This is a genomic window from Synechococcus sp. PCC 7336, assembly GCF_000332275.1.
Taxonomy (GTDB): Bacteria; Cyanobacteriota; Cyanobacteriia; order Thermostichales; family PCC-7336; genus PCC-7336.
On sequence record NZ_CM001776.1, the window covers coordinates 3,592,506 to 3,608,546 of the forward strand.

Here is a 16,041-nt window from a genome sequence, read left to right on the forward strand (position 1 = left end):
GTGACCGAAGTGATTTTCTCGGACGAATCGGAAACTTTAGAACAGCTCCTTGCGGCGATCGCCCCCGGTCAAACCCTCGAGGCAGTCGATTGGACCCAGGTAGTCTATCCAGATGAACCACCAGCGTTTCTCGCAGACAACCTGCGCGAAATTACTGAATATTACGGCGATGGGAAAGTTCGCGCCCAGATCGATCGGGCCGGTAATCGGACGGAATTCCGCTATAACAACAACGATCTCCTCGTTGAAACGATCTTTGCTGACGATACTCCCGAAGATTTATCCGATAACCTTCGCGCAATCAACCTGTACGATCGCGCCGGTCGCTTGCGCGCTCAAGTTGATACCGCTGGTAGTGCTCTCCACTACGTTTACGATGCAGCCGGTCGCCTTGTAGAAAGAATCTATCCCACCGCATCGGATTCTCTGGAGCAATTGCTAGCGGCGATCGCCCCCGGCCAAACCCTCGATACGGTCGATTGGACCCAGGTGGTTTACCCCGACGCCGCGCCAGCCTACCTCGCCGATAACCCCCGCATCAAAACGGACTATTTCAACAACGACCGCGTCCAATCTCAAACCGACCAACTGAGCAATACCACCGAATTCCGCTACGACGCCCTCGGTCGCCTCACCGAAACCATCCTGGCTGACGACACCCCCGAAACTTTAGCCGACAACCCTCGGCTGAGAACCGAATACAACGAGATCGGCCAAGTGCTGCAGCAAATCGATCCGTTGGGCCAGGAAACCAGCTTTGCCTACAACAGAGCTGGCGATCTCGTCCTCACCACCTTCGACGACGGCACCACCGTTGCCGGTACCTTCAACGAAATCGGTCAGACAACCTCTGTCACTGACCAGGAAGGCAACACCACCAGTTACGACTACGACAACTTTGGACGTCTCACCGGCATCACCGACGCCCTCAACCAGAGCACCGAATACACCTATGACGTTCTGAGTCTTCTGACTGAAACCACCGATGCCAACGGCATCGCCACCAACTACGACTATGACAGCTTCGGTCGCCGCACCAGCATCGAGCTGCCCGAAGGCGATCGAGCCAGCTACAGCTACGATGCTAACGGCAACCTCGCCACCTACACCGACTTCAACGGCAACGCCACCCGCTACGAATACAACGCTCTCAACCAACTCGTCACCACTGACTTCGCCAGCGACGCTGACGTCACCTATACCTACACCGATACTGGTCAAATCGAGACCATTACCGACGGGCGCGGAGTCACCCGCTTCGAATACGACCATCGAGATCGACTCGTCTCCCGCACCGACCCAGATGGTCCCCATATCCGTCCTGATGGCCCCACCATCGAATACACCTACGACGAAGCCAGCAACCGCACCTCCGTCAGCACCCCCAACGGCACCACAAGCTATACGTTCGATGCCCAGAACCGTCTCGAAACGGTCACCGACCCCGATGGAGGCGTTACCACCTACCAATACGACCTCGCCGGTCGCCTCACCCTCACCGAATTTGCCAATGGTATCGAGGAACGACGGGGCTACGACAATCTCAACCGTCTCACCCGTCTCACCACCGTCCAAATCGATGCCGAAACCGGCGCAGAAACCGTCATTGCTGGCTTCGAATACACCCTCAACAATGTCGGTCACCGCCTGCAAATCACCGAACACGATGGCCGCATCACCCAATACGAATATGACGATGTCTATCGCCTCACCCAGGAGCGCATCCTCGACCCGGACGACCCCACCAACGATGGTCGCACCATCAGCTACACCTACGACGCCCTCGGCAACCGCCTCACCCGCGTCGATTCGCTCGAAGGGCTGACCACCTACACCTACAACGATGACTATCAACTGCTCCAGGAAGTCCGCAGTCTAAATGGCGATGTCACCAACACCATCACCTACGGCTACGATGCCAACGGCAATCTGCTCAGCCGGACGAGTGACACTAGCGGCACGACGCGGTTTGACTGGAACGATTCCAACCGTTTAGTCGGGGTGTTGCTGCCCAATGGCGACGAGGTTAGTTACGTCTACGACCAGGCGGGCATTCAGGTCAGCAGCACCAGCAATGGCGAAACCACGACATACGTAGTCGATAGCAATCGGCCTTTCGCTCAGGTACTCGAATCCATCACCAGTGACGATCTCGTACAGATTTCCGTCTTTGGTTTGGACTTGATTGCTCAGTTGCAAGGGGACCAAAGCTCGTTCTTCCATACCGATGGCTTGGGTAGCACTCGGGTTGTGACTGATGGCGAGGGCACTGTTCAACAGGAATTCGACTACTTGGCCTTTGGCGAGCTGTTGGGGGCTCGCAATGCCGAGCAGGTGGATAACTTATTTGCGGGAGAGCAGTTCGAGCAGGAATTGGGGCTCTATCATTTACGCCAGCGCTATTACGACCCGAGTACGGGACGCTTTATCAGTCGCGATGCCTTCGAGGGCTTTATTACCAACCCGATTAGCCAGAACCGCTATCTCTACGCCAACGCCAATCCAGTTACCTACACAGACCCCAGCGGCTTCTTCAGCATTGGCAATGTCAGTGCTGCTTCAGTGGCTAGGGGAACGCTGAGTGTCATTTCGAGCCCGCAATTTTTGCTGGGTGCGGGGATTGGTGCTGGGGCACAGGTGACTGGCGACTTTGCTCGAGGAGAGCGCTCGACAGTATTGGGAGTTTTAGGGGCGGCAGCATTTGGGGGGTTGGGCTTTGTCTTCGGTCCGGCACTTGCTGGAGCTCTGCTTAAGAGCGCTAGTGGGACAGTGGGTCTTAGCTTGCTGGTCGCCAATGGTTTAGCAGATTCTTTCAATACGCTGCGAGCAGGATTGTCTAGTGGCGATCCTTTACGGGCATTTGCGGGTGTCACCTCTGCCCTGTTAGATTTCGGATTACTGGATGGTGCTCTCAACCCGCGCTCACTACTGCGCAATCCCTTGAGGGGGGCGAGAGGGTTCGCGCGATCGATCGGCGGGCTATGCATATTCATCCGACTTCGGGGTCTTGTCCGCTTTTGGTGATGCAGAGAAGGTATAGGAGAATACCAGGTGCAAACCCTCACTCTGCCAAGCCCGTGGAACTTTTACAGCATCTCCTGCCCAGCCAAACGGATGTGAGCTTGAACAGTTGGAGTATCGATCCGGCCAACCAACAGCTCGTTGTTAACCTCTGCTCGACTCAAACGGTGGCCTGTTGCCCGCTGTGTCATCGCTCCACCGATCGCATCCATAGCCACTATGAGAGAACGTTGAGGGATTTGCCATTGGTTCAATTCACGCTGACGATATTGCTCCAAGTCTGTAAGTTCTTCTGCCTCAACGAGCGTTGCCCTCGGCGTATCTTTACGGAGCGTCTGCCCGAGGTTGTCGCGCCTTGGGCCAGACGCACGACTCGCTACACGGCTCAACTGGAAGCGATGGGCTTAGCCCTCGGTGGTTCGGCAGCAGCCCGCTTGAGCCATCAGCTCGGATACGGATACAGCCGCAACACCATCTTGCGAGCCATCTCCAAATTGCCCCTACCAGTCATGGCCACGCCAAAGATATTGGGGGTGGATGATTTCGCGTTTCGCACGGGTCATCATTACGGAACGATCTTGGTCGACTTGGAGACCAACCAACCGATCGCACTACTCCCCGACCGGGCGGCTGGGACCTTAGCAGCCTGGTTGAAAGAGCAGCCTGGTGTGAAGATTCTCTCGAGAGATCGCTCCAAAGCCTACAGGCGAGGCATGAGCGATGGAGCACCCGATGCCATCCAGGTAGCCGATCGCTTTCATCTGTTGCAGAATCTCGAAGAGGCTTTAGAGAAAGTCTTTAAGGGACAAACCCAGTCGCTCGAACAGGTTGAGCAGCAACAGATTCAAGCCCAACAGCCAACCGAAGCACCGACCCCCGAAGCTGCTCCGGATAGATATCGAACCCAAAGGGAAGTCAATCGGGCCATACGACTGGAGAAGTGGGAACAAACCCATGCTCTACGCAAGCAAGGCTATGCCATTAAAGACATTGCCCATCACCTCGGCATTGGCGAGCGAACGGTGTATACCTACCTGGCCGCGTCAACGTTTCCGGAATGGCAATATCCTGTGGGGCGGCGGAGAAACCCCAGTTGTTTGGATCCATACAAGGCTTACCTGTCAGAGCAATGGCAGCAAGGGCGCCAACAAACTAAACAGTTGTTTGGCGAGATCCAACAGCAAGGGTACCCGGGCAGCTATATGACCGTCGCCCGTTACACTCGGCAGTTGCGTTGCTCTCTGCCCTCCATCAAGCCCAGCCGAGAATCCCTCAATGACTTACCGGGTCGGGGACCAGCGCCATCACCCGCCACACCAGTGTCAGAGCCTTTGAGTGCCAAGCGGGCGGCTTGGCTGCTGTTGACACGGCCTGAAAACCTTACGCCTGAGGAGAAAACCCTGCTGGAAAAACTGGGCCAGCAGCCAAAGTTATCGGGGGCGATCGCTCTGGCTCAGGGGTTCATCAAACTGGTGCGCGAGCGACTGCCTGGGGAATTCGACGATTGGCTGGAGACAGCTGTGAGCAGCTCAATCAAGGCATTACGGAGTTTTGCCAAGGGTCTTCAAGAAGATTACGATGCGGTGAAAGCAGCTCTCACACTCGAGGTGAGCAATGGGCCAGTGGAGGGTCAAAACAACCGACTAAAAATGCTGAAACGGCAGATGTTTGGAAGGGCTGGGCTCGAGCTATTGGCCAAGCGCCTCATCCTAATCAGTTGATTCTTATACGAAATAAGCGCCTCATTTAGGACAGATTTAACGATCACCAAAAGCGGACAAGACCCCGAAGTCGGATGAATATGCACTCCGCGAGCGCCTGTAAGTCTCTCTTGAGATGAGCCCAACACAATTGTCTCTGCTCCAGGGGTAACCAGTTGTAGGCGCTATAGCGATCCGTGACCAGAATCCCTTCAAACGATTCCCCAATCAAGCCTTGGGCGGTGGCTTGGGAACGGCTCAATACCACCTCGAAAAAGCACACCAGAGGGGTGAGCAATCCCCAGACCCAACCTTTGGTCTTGCTCTTGTTACCTCCGTCCCGATTCCCTTGGGGAAAGCTGGTTTCATCGCTATACAAGACTGCTTCAGACTGGACGTATCATCCCTGGTCGCTTTCTCATTCATGACTCTACTTTCGTACTCTATTCTTTCTCTCACTACAAGGACCAGACCTTGGGACGGTTACCTTTATTCTCGTGGCTCAAAGATGAAGACTCTATCTTGGTTGTTCGCGATTCTCCTGGCGATCGGCGAATAGTCGAGTCAGACAAAGTCTATGCTGATGTATTTAAGCTATGACGCCAATTCTCATTAATGCTGCTACAGATCTGGCCCTCACCCCCGGCCCCTCTCCCTGGGGCTATCCATTAGGCAAAAGTAGCTGAACCATAGACAGGCACTAGCTTTGAGAAGCCAGTTGAGCCCCTTCAAGCAAATGGTGGAGTTTGGTCAGCCCTCGCCAAAGCGTCTTCAATCCAGGGTTGCCATCGCCCTTGCGAGCCAAGAAGCCTCCCAATCGAGCAATCCACAGCATTGCCTGTTGCAGAGTGGGTGGCTTTTGAGAGCGACTTTTCGGCACAAACTTGCGTCGTAACAGCCGCCATTCAGCAGGCTGTAAAACGAGCTCACAGGAGGCTTGCGGGGTGAGTCGAGCGCGGTAGGTCAGCCACATCAATCGCCAAGCTACAACGTTGTAGGTTGCCAGAGCCTTGAGCAAGCGCTCATAGCTTTGCAGTTGGAGCTGTTCGATGCCACAGCCACTTTTGAGGGTGAAGTGAAACCGCTCAATCAGCCAGCGGTAGCTATACCAGCGGATGCACTGACAGACCTGCTCGAAGCTCTCAACTGGCAAGCTGGTCAGCAGAAACCAGCGAATCGGCTGAGCGCCATCATCAGGGGGGACGGTTTCTTCCACGAAGATGGCATTGAGGCGCACGGGCTCTAAGCTCGCGGCTTTGAGGTGATGCGATGGCACCTCCAGCGTCACCGCCATCGCCCGCACCTGCAACTGGGCAATGCGGGCCGCTCGCTTGGGATTACGCTGCACTTGCAGGCTCATCGCTCCCAAGACTGGGGCTTGTTCGAGGGTGGGGATGAACTTGCCCAGCTCGTGGCTAAGTTTGCGATTGTGCCTTGCGCGGATGAGTAACTCCCTGTTGTCCGCACGGGGATGGGCAAACAGTTCGAAGATGTCTGCTTCTCGATCGCCAATATGAACCACTTGCTCTTGGCCCGCGAGCTCTCGCTCTACGGCTGCGAGAGTTGCTATCCAGCGATAGCTTTCCTTTTGCTCGATGGGAGTCACTGAGCGTTTTTCTTTCTTCCCGCGCCGCTGTTTGCGATTCCAGATGAATTGACTCAACAGACCTAAGGGTTCTCCCTCGCCGCTCACCGCAAAACAACTGTGGACTTTGATTCCCTGTTGATGGCTTTGATTGATGAAGCCCAGCCCTTCGGTCTGGGGGTGAGTGGTGAAGTCGAAATCCGTTGTGTCTTGAATGGCCAGCACCGTCTTGCCCGTGAGGGCCCGCCTGACCACTCCATCACGATGACTGTCCAGAATGCTGCTCGTGCTCACCTTCGGGTTGGCCCAAAATCGATAGGTTCCTTGGGCCACTGAGGCATTCCCACTCGCCTGAGGCACGCTCGCTGTGGGCTGCTCACTCAAGTCTGTGACGATCTGCCCCAACCGCTTTGCATGTCGCAAATCGGCGAAGTGGATCGGGTTGATTTCTTGGCTGACCCAATCTTGCATGGTTTCTCTCCCTCCGGCTACAACTGCTTCAGTCTCTACTGCAGTTTATAATCCAGTCACAGTAAGCTCTCCATCGACTTGTGCCTAATGGATAGCAATTTTGGGAGAGGGGAGCCAGAATATCGATGTTAAGAAATTGAGATCGAGAAATGACTCAATCCGCCTGACCCACTCGCACGCCGCCCGGGCCGATCGTCTCTCGCACCCGATAAATGGGACGATTTTGCGACTCGTGGTAGGTGCGCATTTGCAGCTCGGCCAACAGCCCGAAACAGAAAAGCTGGACCCCAGCTAAAAACAGCACGACCGCCAAAACCAACAGCGGACGGTTGCCAATATCTTGACCCCAAATCAATTTCAAAGCAGCCAAATAGAGCCCCGTAGCCGAGCCCGACAGCAACGCCAGGATGCCCAGCAGGCCGAATACGTGCATGGGGCGAGTCAAAAAGGTTTTGAAAAAATAAATCGTGAGCAGATCCATCAACACCCGAAAGGTACGCCCCAAACCGTACTTACTCTTGCCAAACCTGCGGGCGTGATGGTTGACGGGGATTTCAGTAATTCTGGCCCCTTCGATGTAGGCCAACGCAGGTAAAAAACGGTGTAGCTCGCCATACAAATTCATGTCTGCCACCAGCTCGGCCCGATAGGCTTTGAGCGAACAGCCATAGTCGTGCAGCTTTACCCCAGTAATCTGCCCGATCAGCCAATTGGCAATCTTGGAAGGCAGCGTGCGGGTGAGGGTGGCATCCTTGCGATGTTTGCGCCAGCCGCTGACCAAGTCGTAACCTTCGCTCAGCGCGGCCAGCAAATTGGGAATGTCGACGGGATCGTTTTGCAAGTCCCCATCCAGCGTCACAATCGTTTGGCCGCGCGCCCGATGGAATCCAGCTGCCATTGCTGGGGTTTGGCCGTAATTGCGCCGCAGCAGCACCACACACAAATCCTGCCGCACCTCTGCCATCTGCTTCAGCAGCTCTGCAGACCCATCGCGAGAGCCATCGTCCACACAAATGATTTCGTAGTTGAGTCGGCTCTTGCGCAACGTTGTGGCGATTGTTTCGACTAAATGGGGGATGCTATCCACCTCGTTGTAGATGGGCACCACCACTGACACCTCTGGCTTGGCTGGAGCAGGGGCGATCGCCTGACTGGATGTTTGGGGCGAGGCGGTATAGAGATTCATCGCAAACCCTTATTGAGGGGATCGGGCAACTGTATTGACGCCAGCCCCGCACCGGTTACCTCGGCCACGATACTGACAAGCCTGTAGATTGCCACCGACTTCAGTAGCAATCCTGCAGAAAAGTGTAGCTCTAGCAGGGCCACTAAGGTGGCTTCGAACACGCCAATTCCCCCTGGTGCTCCCGGCACCACCAAGCCCAAAAAGTAGGCGACGCTAAAGCTGCTCATCAGCAGGGGGAATTGTTGCCATTGCAGGGGGTCGGGGGTGAGGGCAACCACAATCAAGAGAAATCCGAGGCTGCGCAGGATAAAAAAGATAACTTCCCCCAGCAGCGGAATGAGGGGATAGCGGGCGACGATCGCCTTTTCCAAACTCGATTCTTCGGCACTGGCGGGTTTGAGCTTGAGCTTGCTGAGATAGTGAATGCCCGGGTTGAGGGCAGCGGGGTGGAGCGCCAGCAAGACGATCGCCAAGCCGACCAGTTGCAGCAGGGGTCGCTCCAGCCCTCCCAGACCGATCGCAACCAAGAGCGCTGCTGCAATGTCCAGCAAAGGTTCGATGACCACACTCAGCACGGCGATCGCCCAGGGCACCTTGGCTGCGTGCATGGCCCGCACTCGCCCGTAAAAATGCCAGACATTCCCCGGTAAATACTTGGCTATATTGGTTTTGAGATAAACCTGCACCGTCCACAGCTTGGGTACCGTGCAGTCAAACTCCTGCAAAATTAACGTCCAGACCCACCCCGACCAAATGTGGGAGAACAGGGTGACGGCAGTGGCGATCGCCACAATTCCCCAGCCGCGCGGGCGAATTGGAATTGCGATCGCCTCTTGCCAGTGTTGGGCGAGGGCGTGTCCCAAGAACACCAACGTGGCCGTCAGGATGACCCAGCGGATGTAGGGCTTAACGAGTGCAACGAGAGCTTTGAAGAATTTCATTACAGAGCAGCATTTCATTGCGGGGAGAGGCTAAACCCCAGGCCGAGTTTTATCCTACTACTGCGCTGTCAGAATCTCGCGATCCGATTTAAACCCCGTCTAAGTAGAGACCCGTAGTTTTGAGAATGTGTCTATTAGACCCTCTCACTAGCGCTGTGGTTCGCTGCATTCGCCCCCTAAATCCCCCACTAGTGGGGGATTTAGGGGGCCGATCGCAATGCCTGGAAACTCCAGTTTTCAACATGGATGAAGCTTAAGTTGCGCCGAGACTTGGAGCAAAATTCAATGCCGAATATTTTAGAGCTTCCTCTAGACTCTTCATTCTGGCTTCAAGCTCCACATATTTCAACTTCAAGGTTTCATTTTCTGCTTGCAGTTCTCGAAACGCTTCCACTGCGAGGGCTTCGAAACCTCTAAAAGTTAAATCCTTATAACCCTCCGAGTCAGTGCCTACCCAATCGGGGAATACAGTTTCTACCTCCTGTGCAATCATACCGATTTGCTGACCTGTTAAATTCCCATGCTTTTCCGGCTCGTTCCACTCAAAGCTGACGCCACGCAGCTTTAACAACTTGCCAAGTGTCCCTAAAAGAGGTTCAATGTTCTTTTTCAAGCGAATATCCGATGAGTTCGTCCAAGAACCTCCTCCTGGCTTCCCTGCACTACCATTAACTTCTAGCCTATACCTTGGCGTCGTTGTGGCGATGCCGACATTACCGCCACTTTGCGGATTTAGTAGTGTATTTTCACCACCATTGTTGATGTACAAGCTAACACCAAAAGATTCAATATCGACTGCACCGCCTGTATCTTTCAAAAGCAGTCCTTTTGAGGTCTTATTGCCAAGTAGAAGAGTATCACTTGATGCATTGTTGTTGACATTTATATGTAACTTTGCCCCTGGACTGGTTGTGCCAATACCAATATTGCCATTATTGTCATTAAAAAACATTCGAGTGGTGCCAGCAGTTAGAGAGTTTGCATTCAGTTTTAAGTTGCCGCTAGAGTCAACCTGAAAGTTCCAGCTCTCGCTCTTGCTTATTCCCAATGCACCTTTTACATGAAGGTTACCCGTGTTGAAATTTTGAGAAACCGATCCACTCAAGTTGGCCTTACTGGCTAGAGCTGAATTATCGGCCTTACCAGATAGGGCTGAATTCACTTGGCCGATTTGTCCGTCAACATACGTTTTGATAGCTTGTTGAGTTGGCACCCCTAGGTCATTCGCATCACTCAGGCTAGAGTCACTGGAAAACTGATTGATGGCAACACCGCTGCTGAACTGAAGATTGCCGCCAATCTCGACATTTGAGCGCACGTCAAACTTTGTGAAGCTGCCACCCCCTGCGTCGGTCATGACAATAGTGTCAGTCCCATTGGGCACGCTCAGTTGCAACCCTCCGGCAGTCAGGGGACCCAAGCTGCCAGCAGCAATCTCGCTCAGGTCGATCTCGCTGCCACTGACCGCCTGTTCGGAGCGCTGAATGTGCAATTGCTCCAGCGTTTTGCCAACGATGCGGCGGCGGTGAGTCAAAGCACTCTTTTGATGCTGCAGAGCTACCAGTTGACCAGTTGAATCGAGGGTGGCGATCGCCAGTACAATTGCCGAGCCATCCTCAATTGAAGGATCGGACACTGAAGCCTCGTACAAGCGAAGGAAAGGAACTTGCTCGAACCGACCGCAATCGTGCTCCGCATCGGCAGGTGGCCGGATAACCTCGGAGAATTGAATCGCGAGGTAAAAGTCGAGCTGGCCGGTTCCCTGGTAATCGGTGACGTCAAATGTCACTGGAACAGTCCTTTCCTCCTGCTGACGGGTCGCAGGATTGAGGAGCACTTCACCTGTCCCTGTCTGGGCTAGCACAATCAATTGCCCCTGCCGATCGATCGCCACGCCAGAGTCAATGGTGAGGACACTACTGCCGAGGGTGCCGCTGACCTCTAATCCTCGGATAATCCCAAAGTCATGTAGGTTGGCTTGTTCCGTGCGAGCAGTGCGAAGGTGAAAGGTTTGGAAATCTTCGTCCACCAGCGTCGAGGTGAGATTGCACTCAAAGCCAGGGGAGTCGAAGTAGCGGTTGCGAATAATAGGTTGATCTGTCACGGTCGCGTTCTCCTTAGGATATCCACCAAGTCGTCTGTCCGGGTTTTTGTGCGTCGAGGAGTTGAGCAATTTCGAAGCGAATTTTGTTCCTTTCCTCCCGAGGGGTAAAGCGCTCTTGTGAAAACAGCACTTCCACCCCAAATTCATTCGATCTGGCTCGCCACTCTCTTCTCTGGTCTGAAGTGACGTAAGCATCTCCCCGATCGCTAATCGCGAGCTGTCCTCGAGCATCGATGGCCATTTTGCTGGGGCGAACTAAGCTGGTGGCCGATAGAACTTGACTAATTTGAGGGGAGGGTTGGGAGAGATCGACGCGATAGATCCCGGCTGTTTCAGCCCGGTGGCGATGGCTGGCCACGTCAATCACGCGATTTCTGACTCCTGTATCGCAGACTAGGAGTGATTGTGGGGTCTCAAACACTAGCCCCGTCGGAAATATGAGGGGATTTTGCTCCAGGCTCAAGTCGCTCAAAAGAGAGGTAACCGAACCGTTGGTTGAATTGACCCTCCGTAGATCTGCGGCTGTAGGCGGATCGCTATCTCTGGGAGGTTCATTGGCATCGGCAACAATGAGATCCCCGGTTTCTTCTAGCGCTAAAGCCGTTGGCTCGACAATCTGGTTAGCCAGATCGAAAGGAGCAGGAATGCTGATGGTAGCGCTCCCCAAACTTTAATCGCCCCACTGAGGACTCGGATGGCGTTGATTCCCTCGGGGTTGAGGTCATTTTGGTCTGCCTTACTAATTGGGCGATCGACGCCCACTGCTCCCAAAATCACCTCATTCGCTGGGGCCTTGAAAACGCCGCGATTGCCATCGCTCCGAGCATAAATACCCGCTAGGTGTCCTGATGGAGGGACCGCAACAATCGTCTCATCCACAGGATCGAATACCTCGATCCAAGGGTAGTACACCGCACCGTAACTGCCTGCTGCGCTGCGGCCAAATAGCGCAATTTCTTCGGGTATCAGGGTTTCTGGCTCCTGGACGCCATCCAGAATGGCGAACCGATCCTGAAGAGTATCGTTGGCGCAGTGGCTCAGAATCGCGTCGTGTTGCACGCTGGCGGTCGCACCGGGAACGGCGACGATCGCAATTTCGTCAATGGCCGCAAATTTTTCGAGTTCTTCAGCAGGGGTGGTCAGATCGGCAGCAGCAGCCACCCGCAAAATCCAGCAGCGGTTCCCGCCATTATTGAAAAAGCCATAGACGGCGTGAGCCAGCGTTGCATTACTCGTTTGGAAGTCCCCGAAGGCGTTTTTAAACCCTTCCCAACTGGTAATCAGTTGCGGTTCTCCGGCAGGGGCAACCGTGAACCGATCGGCTTCGCTGCCAGGTAAGAATGGCATATTCACATCATCTGGCACCACGCCAATGAATCCTGCGGTGCTGGTGCCTACCCCCGCAATCGGTCGGGCTGAGGGGGGCACTTCTTGAACGTAGACTCCCGGTGAGAGATAAGTTGGCATTTTGCCTCCTCCTTGATATCGACGTTTAAGCTCGACTAAGCCATCTGCACGTTATAGTTGCTGCTCGTTGTTGCCGGGACGGCGATGCTAACCTCCTGCGTGGCAATATCTGTCTGCACCCGTAAGGTGTAAGTACCGCTGCTGAGAGGACCGAGGCGATAGCGTCCATCAGAGCGGGTGGTGGTTGAGAGATTGGGTTCGATCGCCGTTACCGTTGCCCGAGCGACGGGCGTGCCGCCAGCATCCAATACTTGTCCGCCAATATGGAAGGCGGTGGCTTCGGCGGGCTCCAAAAAGCTCAGCTCTCGGGTAATAACCATAGGCAATTCGGGCACCTCTAGCGTTATCGGGTCAACGGCGATCGTTGCGGTTACTGTCAGTGATGGCCGTATTTTGTTGCCGATCGAATTCCAAAATTCAGACGGGTTTTGTAAGGTATCGGCCTGGGCAGTTATTAGCGGTAGGGGAGGCTCTTGCCCTTCCAAGAGGGTGCTCTGCAGGAACTCTGCCGGAATGAACGGATAGCCCGCAAATACTTGCAGAACTTGACTCAAAAGACGGTGCTCTTGGAGCGTCAATTCCTCACCACCGATGGGCCAAGCGGTCACCAGATAGGAGCAATCTATTCGCATGGGAGCCCGTCGCTGGGTAATGAGCCCATTCCGACGGTCGATCGTGGGCTCGTTATTGCGGCGTTCCAGATTCTCGCGGATATCGTGGAGAAATAGATTGACCGTTGTTTGCGATGGAGTATAGGGATCGGTGGGGCGATCGAATGCAATCAGTGCGCTGGCCAGCTCTGGCAACTGAGCTGAAAAAGACACTGCCGATTCCTCCAAAATTCGGCCTAAAATCTGACTGAGATCGCTAATCATGGAGATCGAATCTCCTTAGTATCGCAGAACTTAACCCTAACAAACCCTATCGAAAACCTTTCCAGTTGGCCAGATTTCGAAAAAACTTCCTCTTGAATACCTTGGTTTCTCGACAATTGATGGAACATTTCATTTTTATAAATCCAGATCCTGAAACAAGCTTCCTTTAAGTCGTTTTGATGACTTAAATTTAGCCAGACAAAAGTCGCACAAATTAATCCATTTAAATTATTCCTTAGTCACTTAAAAAATAAATTCAATAACTAATTGAATTTAATTCCTCTTAAAATGCCGAACAGAACCGTCAAGACTAAGAACGGTCATATGGATATACTTTTTCAGGAGAAATCCAAATTTGGATTTACCCGTTCCGAGCGTATATTCAAATAGCTTTGGGACAAGTAGCTTTGGGACAAGAACCTTAGCCCCAAATAGCATAGAGTGGCAAAGGAGTCATTAGCCTTTCAGAGCTTCGTTAATTCCTTTAAATTTAAAAGGAATCGTTGATGAAGCAAGTGGATTCATACAAGATTGTTCAATTCAAGTAAGACTTCTTAAGCTTACTCTATAATATTAAATATAGGCTTGATTTATGACCTCAATCGATCACGCATACAGAATCTCTCAGAACTATCAGCATTGAATGGCGAATTTAATTTAACTTAATGCTGTTATTAAAAATGATGCATCACAAGCTTTTTGATAGATTTTTTGGGCAGGGCAGGGTAAAATGACGAGTTTATTATATAAATCTTTACTCGAGAACGAGTTCTCAATGCTCGGGCAAAGCGTGACTTTAGAGGACGATGTAAAGGCAATTGCAGGGAAGTATCTCCCCTGCAATTGCACCAGAGTTGGCGGTTAGTGGCATTTGGACCCCCGGGAAGATTGCTTGCAAAGCTTATGGCAACCTGCGAATGGCCGATCGTAAAGTTGCCGATCGAGCTAGCTGCACTTTTAAAAGAAATGATGGTAGTGGCAACTCAGTCTAAAAGCTAAACCCCATCCAGATTGAGATCTGGAGTTTTCAGGCACTGCATTAGTGAGAGGGTCTAATAGACATATTCTCAAAACTACGGGTCTCTGCTTAGACGGAGTTTAAAGCGAACCTTTGGCTAGCGAAAGCGCTTTCGTCGTCTCAGGAAAGATTTTGAGTTGCACGCGGAGATGAGTGAGGCCGTGATTTTTGGCTCCCTCATCCGCCTGATGAACCGCAGGGTGGCTAAGACTCTGCTTACAAATCAGCTCTTAGCAGGTGGGGGAAGGTTCGTCTGGCGATCGCCTTGCCATGACGGCAAAGAACGGATCGGCAGGAGGTGCAAACCATTGCGTCCAGTCAAATCCTTTGGGGCTGGGGCGGCGATCGCCACCAACTGCCACGATGTCGCTGAAGCCCGCTATCGAAGCAAAGTAGCTTTTGACTAATTTCACATGACTGGCATCGTTGCCCTCTCGCCATGCCTGAATTGCCTTCTGATAAAACATGCGATTGGAGAAGCTGACAATCGCCATTCCGCCCGGTTTGAGAATGCGCCAGATTTCAGCGAAGACGGCTTCGGGATATTGCAGGTATTGGACGGAGACAGCATTGAGCACGGCGTCAAAGCTGCGATCGGGGAGGGGCAATAATTGATTTTCGTTGAGGTCTTGCAGAAAATAGCGATCGAGGCGGGGATTGCGGGCCAGCTCCGCTTCGTTCATGCCTTGCCCGACAACGAGATCGAAGACCATCTCTTCGGGCAGGTGAGACACCCAACTGCTCATCATGTCGAAGAGGCAACTGTTGGGTTTGAGGGTCTGGCGGTAGAGTTCGGTCAACTGTTGGATGAAGCGATCGTCAACGTGGGTGACGAAGCGGGGGTAGGAGTAGAACAGGCTGTCATCGGTGGGGTCTAGCTTGGCCCGCTGTTCGGCTTGCAGCAACATGCAATCGAGTTCATATTTCTTCACTATTATCCTACCGAGGTTTCTCGGACTGAGCGGATAAATTGTGCAGAACTGTCATGGAGTGAAGCCCACCTCGACCAATTGACGGCGAGATGGGCTCTAGGGTTGCCGCAAGAATCGACTTTCAGCGTCAGTCTTCTGTGATTGCGTTTGTATCAGGAGCTTCAGCCATCGGCTCTGGCTGGTCGGGAGCCATTTCCATGAAGGGTTTTTGGGGTTCGGACACGGGCTCCGGCGGAGCAGGGGCTGCGACGGGCGCCGGTTGGGGGGCAGAGGCTGCCACTGGAACGGGTTCGGGTTCGGCGGTTTGGGTCGGAGGGGGGCTAAATTCGGGCTCGACTTTTCCAGGTAGGCCCAATTGATTGCGCGCTTGTACCACAGCGGATGCAAGGCCGGTTTTACTAACAGAGGCGATCGCCTTTCCTGCTTGAGCAGCGAGGGTATTGGCATCTAGAGGCTCGGCCTCGCTGTCGGAACTGGTTTTGACTGAAGTCAGCCACAGCCGCACATTCTGGACGGCAGCATACCCTTGGGTCCACAGCCAGTCGACGGCAACCAGCAATAACAGAACGAGATACCAAAACAGAATCGCGGTTTCTTTGAGAATCTCTGCTGTAGTGACAAGCGCTTCGCGATAGGTTGTCCAGGTATCGGAGCTAGATAACAGACTCCACAATTTAGCAACTTGAGGTTGGAATTTATTGGGCATTAGAGGGCTCCATCAAGGGGCTATGTCGGAGATAC

At 53.4% G+C, this 16,041-nt stretch carries 11 protein-coding genes and 1 pseudogene; 2 read left to right on the forward strand and 10 right to left on the reverse strand.

Annotated elements, in window-relative coordinates; all coding sequences use genetic code 11:
• Nucleotides 1-9 precede the first annotated feature (9 nt).
• Together SYN7336_RS17080 and SYN7336_RS17085 are read left to right on the forward strand one after the other, a co-directional pair.
• Nucleotides 10-3,024 (forward strand): RHS repeat-associated core domain-containing protein, encoded by a 3,015-nt coding sequence (locus SYN7336_RS17080; protein WP_369791886.1) that lies wholly within the window; start codon nucleotides 10-12, stop codon nucleotides 3,022-3,024.
• A 53-nt stretch (nucleotides 3,025-3,077) separates the two neighbouring features.
• The gene (locus SYN7336_RS17085; RefSeq protein WP_017327155.1) at nucleotides 3,078-4,742 is read left to right on the forward strand and encodes an ISL3 family transposase; all 1,665 of its coding nucleotides are present in this window, start codon (nucleotides 3,078-3,080) and stop codon (nucleotides 4,740-4,742) included.
• A gap of 43 nt (nucleotides 4,743-4,785) precedes the next feature.
• On the opposite strand, the pseudogene SYN7336_RS17090 reads toward SYN7336_RS17085, so the two are convergent.
• From SYN7336_RS17090 to SYN7336_RS17135, 10 genes and pseudogenes are all read right to left on the reverse strand, one after another.
• Nucleotides 4,786-5,106 (reverse strand): annotated as a pseudogene (locus tag SYN7336_RS17090) (transposase); the annotation flags it as partial.
• Nucleotides 5,107-5,421: 315 nt separating this feature from the next.
• Nucleotides 5,422-6,777, reverse strand: a complete 1,356-nt coding sequence (locus tag SYN7336_RS17095; RefSeq protein ID WP_017324427.1) for an IS4 family transposase — start codon at nucleotides 6,775-6,777, stop codon at nucleotides 5,422-5,424.
• A 154-nt stretch (nucleotides 6,778-6,931) separates the two neighbouring features.
• Nucleotides 6,932-7,963, reverse strand: coding sequence for a glycosyltransferase (locus SYN7336_RS17100; protein ID WP_017327157.1), 1,032 nt, complete (start codon nucleotides 7,961-7,963; stop codon nucleotides 6,932-6,934).
• On the reverse strand, nucleotides 7,960-8,904 hold the full coding sequence (locus SYN7336_RS17105; protein ID WP_017327158.1) for a lysylphosphatidylglycerol synthase domain-containing protein: 945 nt from the start codon (nucleotides 8,902-8,904) through the stop codon (nucleotides 7,960-7,962). The genes SYN7336_RS17100 and SYN7336_RS17105 overlap by 4 nt, the downstream gene beginning before the upstream one ends.
• A 253-nt stretch (nucleotides 8,905-9,157) precedes the next feature.
• A complete protein-coding gene (locus SYN7336_RS17110; protein ID WP_017327159.1) occupies nucleotides 9,158-11,008 on the reverse strand; it encodes a tail fiber domain-containing protein in 1,851 nt (616 codons plus the stop codon).
• 13 nt (nucleotides 11,009-11,021) lie between these two features.
• Nucleotides 11,022-11,675: a hypothetical protein gene (locus SYN7336_RS31560; RefSeq protein WP_017327160.1), complete on the reverse strand. Its 654-nt coding sequence runs from the start codon at nucleotides 11,673-11,675 to the stop codon at nucleotides 11,022-11,024.
• On the reverse strand, nucleotides 11,603-12,475 hold the full coding sequence (locus tag SYN7336_RS26425) for a phage tail sheath subtilisin-like domain-containing protein (protein WP_017327161.1): 873 nt from the start codon (nucleotides 12,473-12,475) through the stop codon (nucleotides 11,603-11,605). The genes SYN7336_RS31560 and SYN7336_RS26425 overlap by 73 nt, the downstream gene beginning before the upstream one ends.
• Before the next feature lie 35 nt (nucleotides 12,476-12,510).
• A complete protein-coding gene (locus SYN7336_RS17125; RefSeq protein ID WP_017327162.1) occupies nucleotides 12,511-13,350 on the reverse strand; it encodes a Pvc16 family protein in 840 nt (279 codons plus the stop codon).
• A gap of 1,248 nt (nucleotides 13,351-14,598) precedes the next feature.
• Nucleotides 14,599-15,276: a class I SAM-dependent methyltransferase gene (locus SYN7336_RS17130; RefSeq protein WP_017327163.1), complete on the reverse strand. Its 678-nt coding sequence runs from the start codon at nucleotides 15,274-15,276 to the stop codon at nucleotides 14,599-14,601.
• Nucleotides 15,277-15,427: 151 nt separating this feature from the next.
• On the reverse strand, nucleotides 15,428-16,006 hold the full coding sequence (locus SYN7336_RS17135) for a hypothetical protein (RefSeq protein ID WP_017327164.1): 579 nt from the start codon (nucleotides 16,004-16,006) through the stop codon (nucleotides 15,428-15,430).
• Nucleotides 16,007-16,041: the final 35 nt, after the last annotated feature.

Bases quoted from the DNA above. Each gene is read 5' to 3' on its own strand.
- SYN7336_RS17095 (WP_017324427.1), bottom strand. From the start codon at position 6,777: ATGCAAGATTGGGTCAGCCAAGAAATCAACCCGATCCACTTCGCCGAT.
- SYN7336_RS17100 (WP_017327157.1), bottom strand. From the start codon at position 7,963: ATGAATCTCTATACCGCCTCGCCCCAAACATCCAGTCAGGCGATCGCC.
- SYN7336_RS17105 (WP_017327158.1), bottom strand. From the start codon at position 8,904: ATGAAATTCTTCAAAGCTCTCGTTGCACTCGTTAAGCCCTACATCCGC.
- SYN7336_RS26425 (WP_017327161.1), bottom strand. From the start codon at position 12,475: ATGCCAACTTATCTCTCACCGGGAGTCTACGTTCAAGAAGTGCCCCCC.
- SYN7336_RS17125 (WP_017327162.1), bottom strand. From the start codon at position 13,350: ATGATTAGCGATCTCAGTCAGATTTTAGGCCGAATTTTGGAGGAATCG.
- SYN7336_RS17130 (WP_017327163.1), bottom strand. From the start codon at position 15,276: ATGTTGCTGCAAGCCGAACAGCGGGCCAAGCTAGACCCCACCGATGAC.
- SYN7336_RS17135 (WP_017327164.1), bottom strand. From the start codon at position 16,006: ATGCCCAATAAATTCCAACCTCAAGTTGCTAAATTGTGGAGTCTGTTA.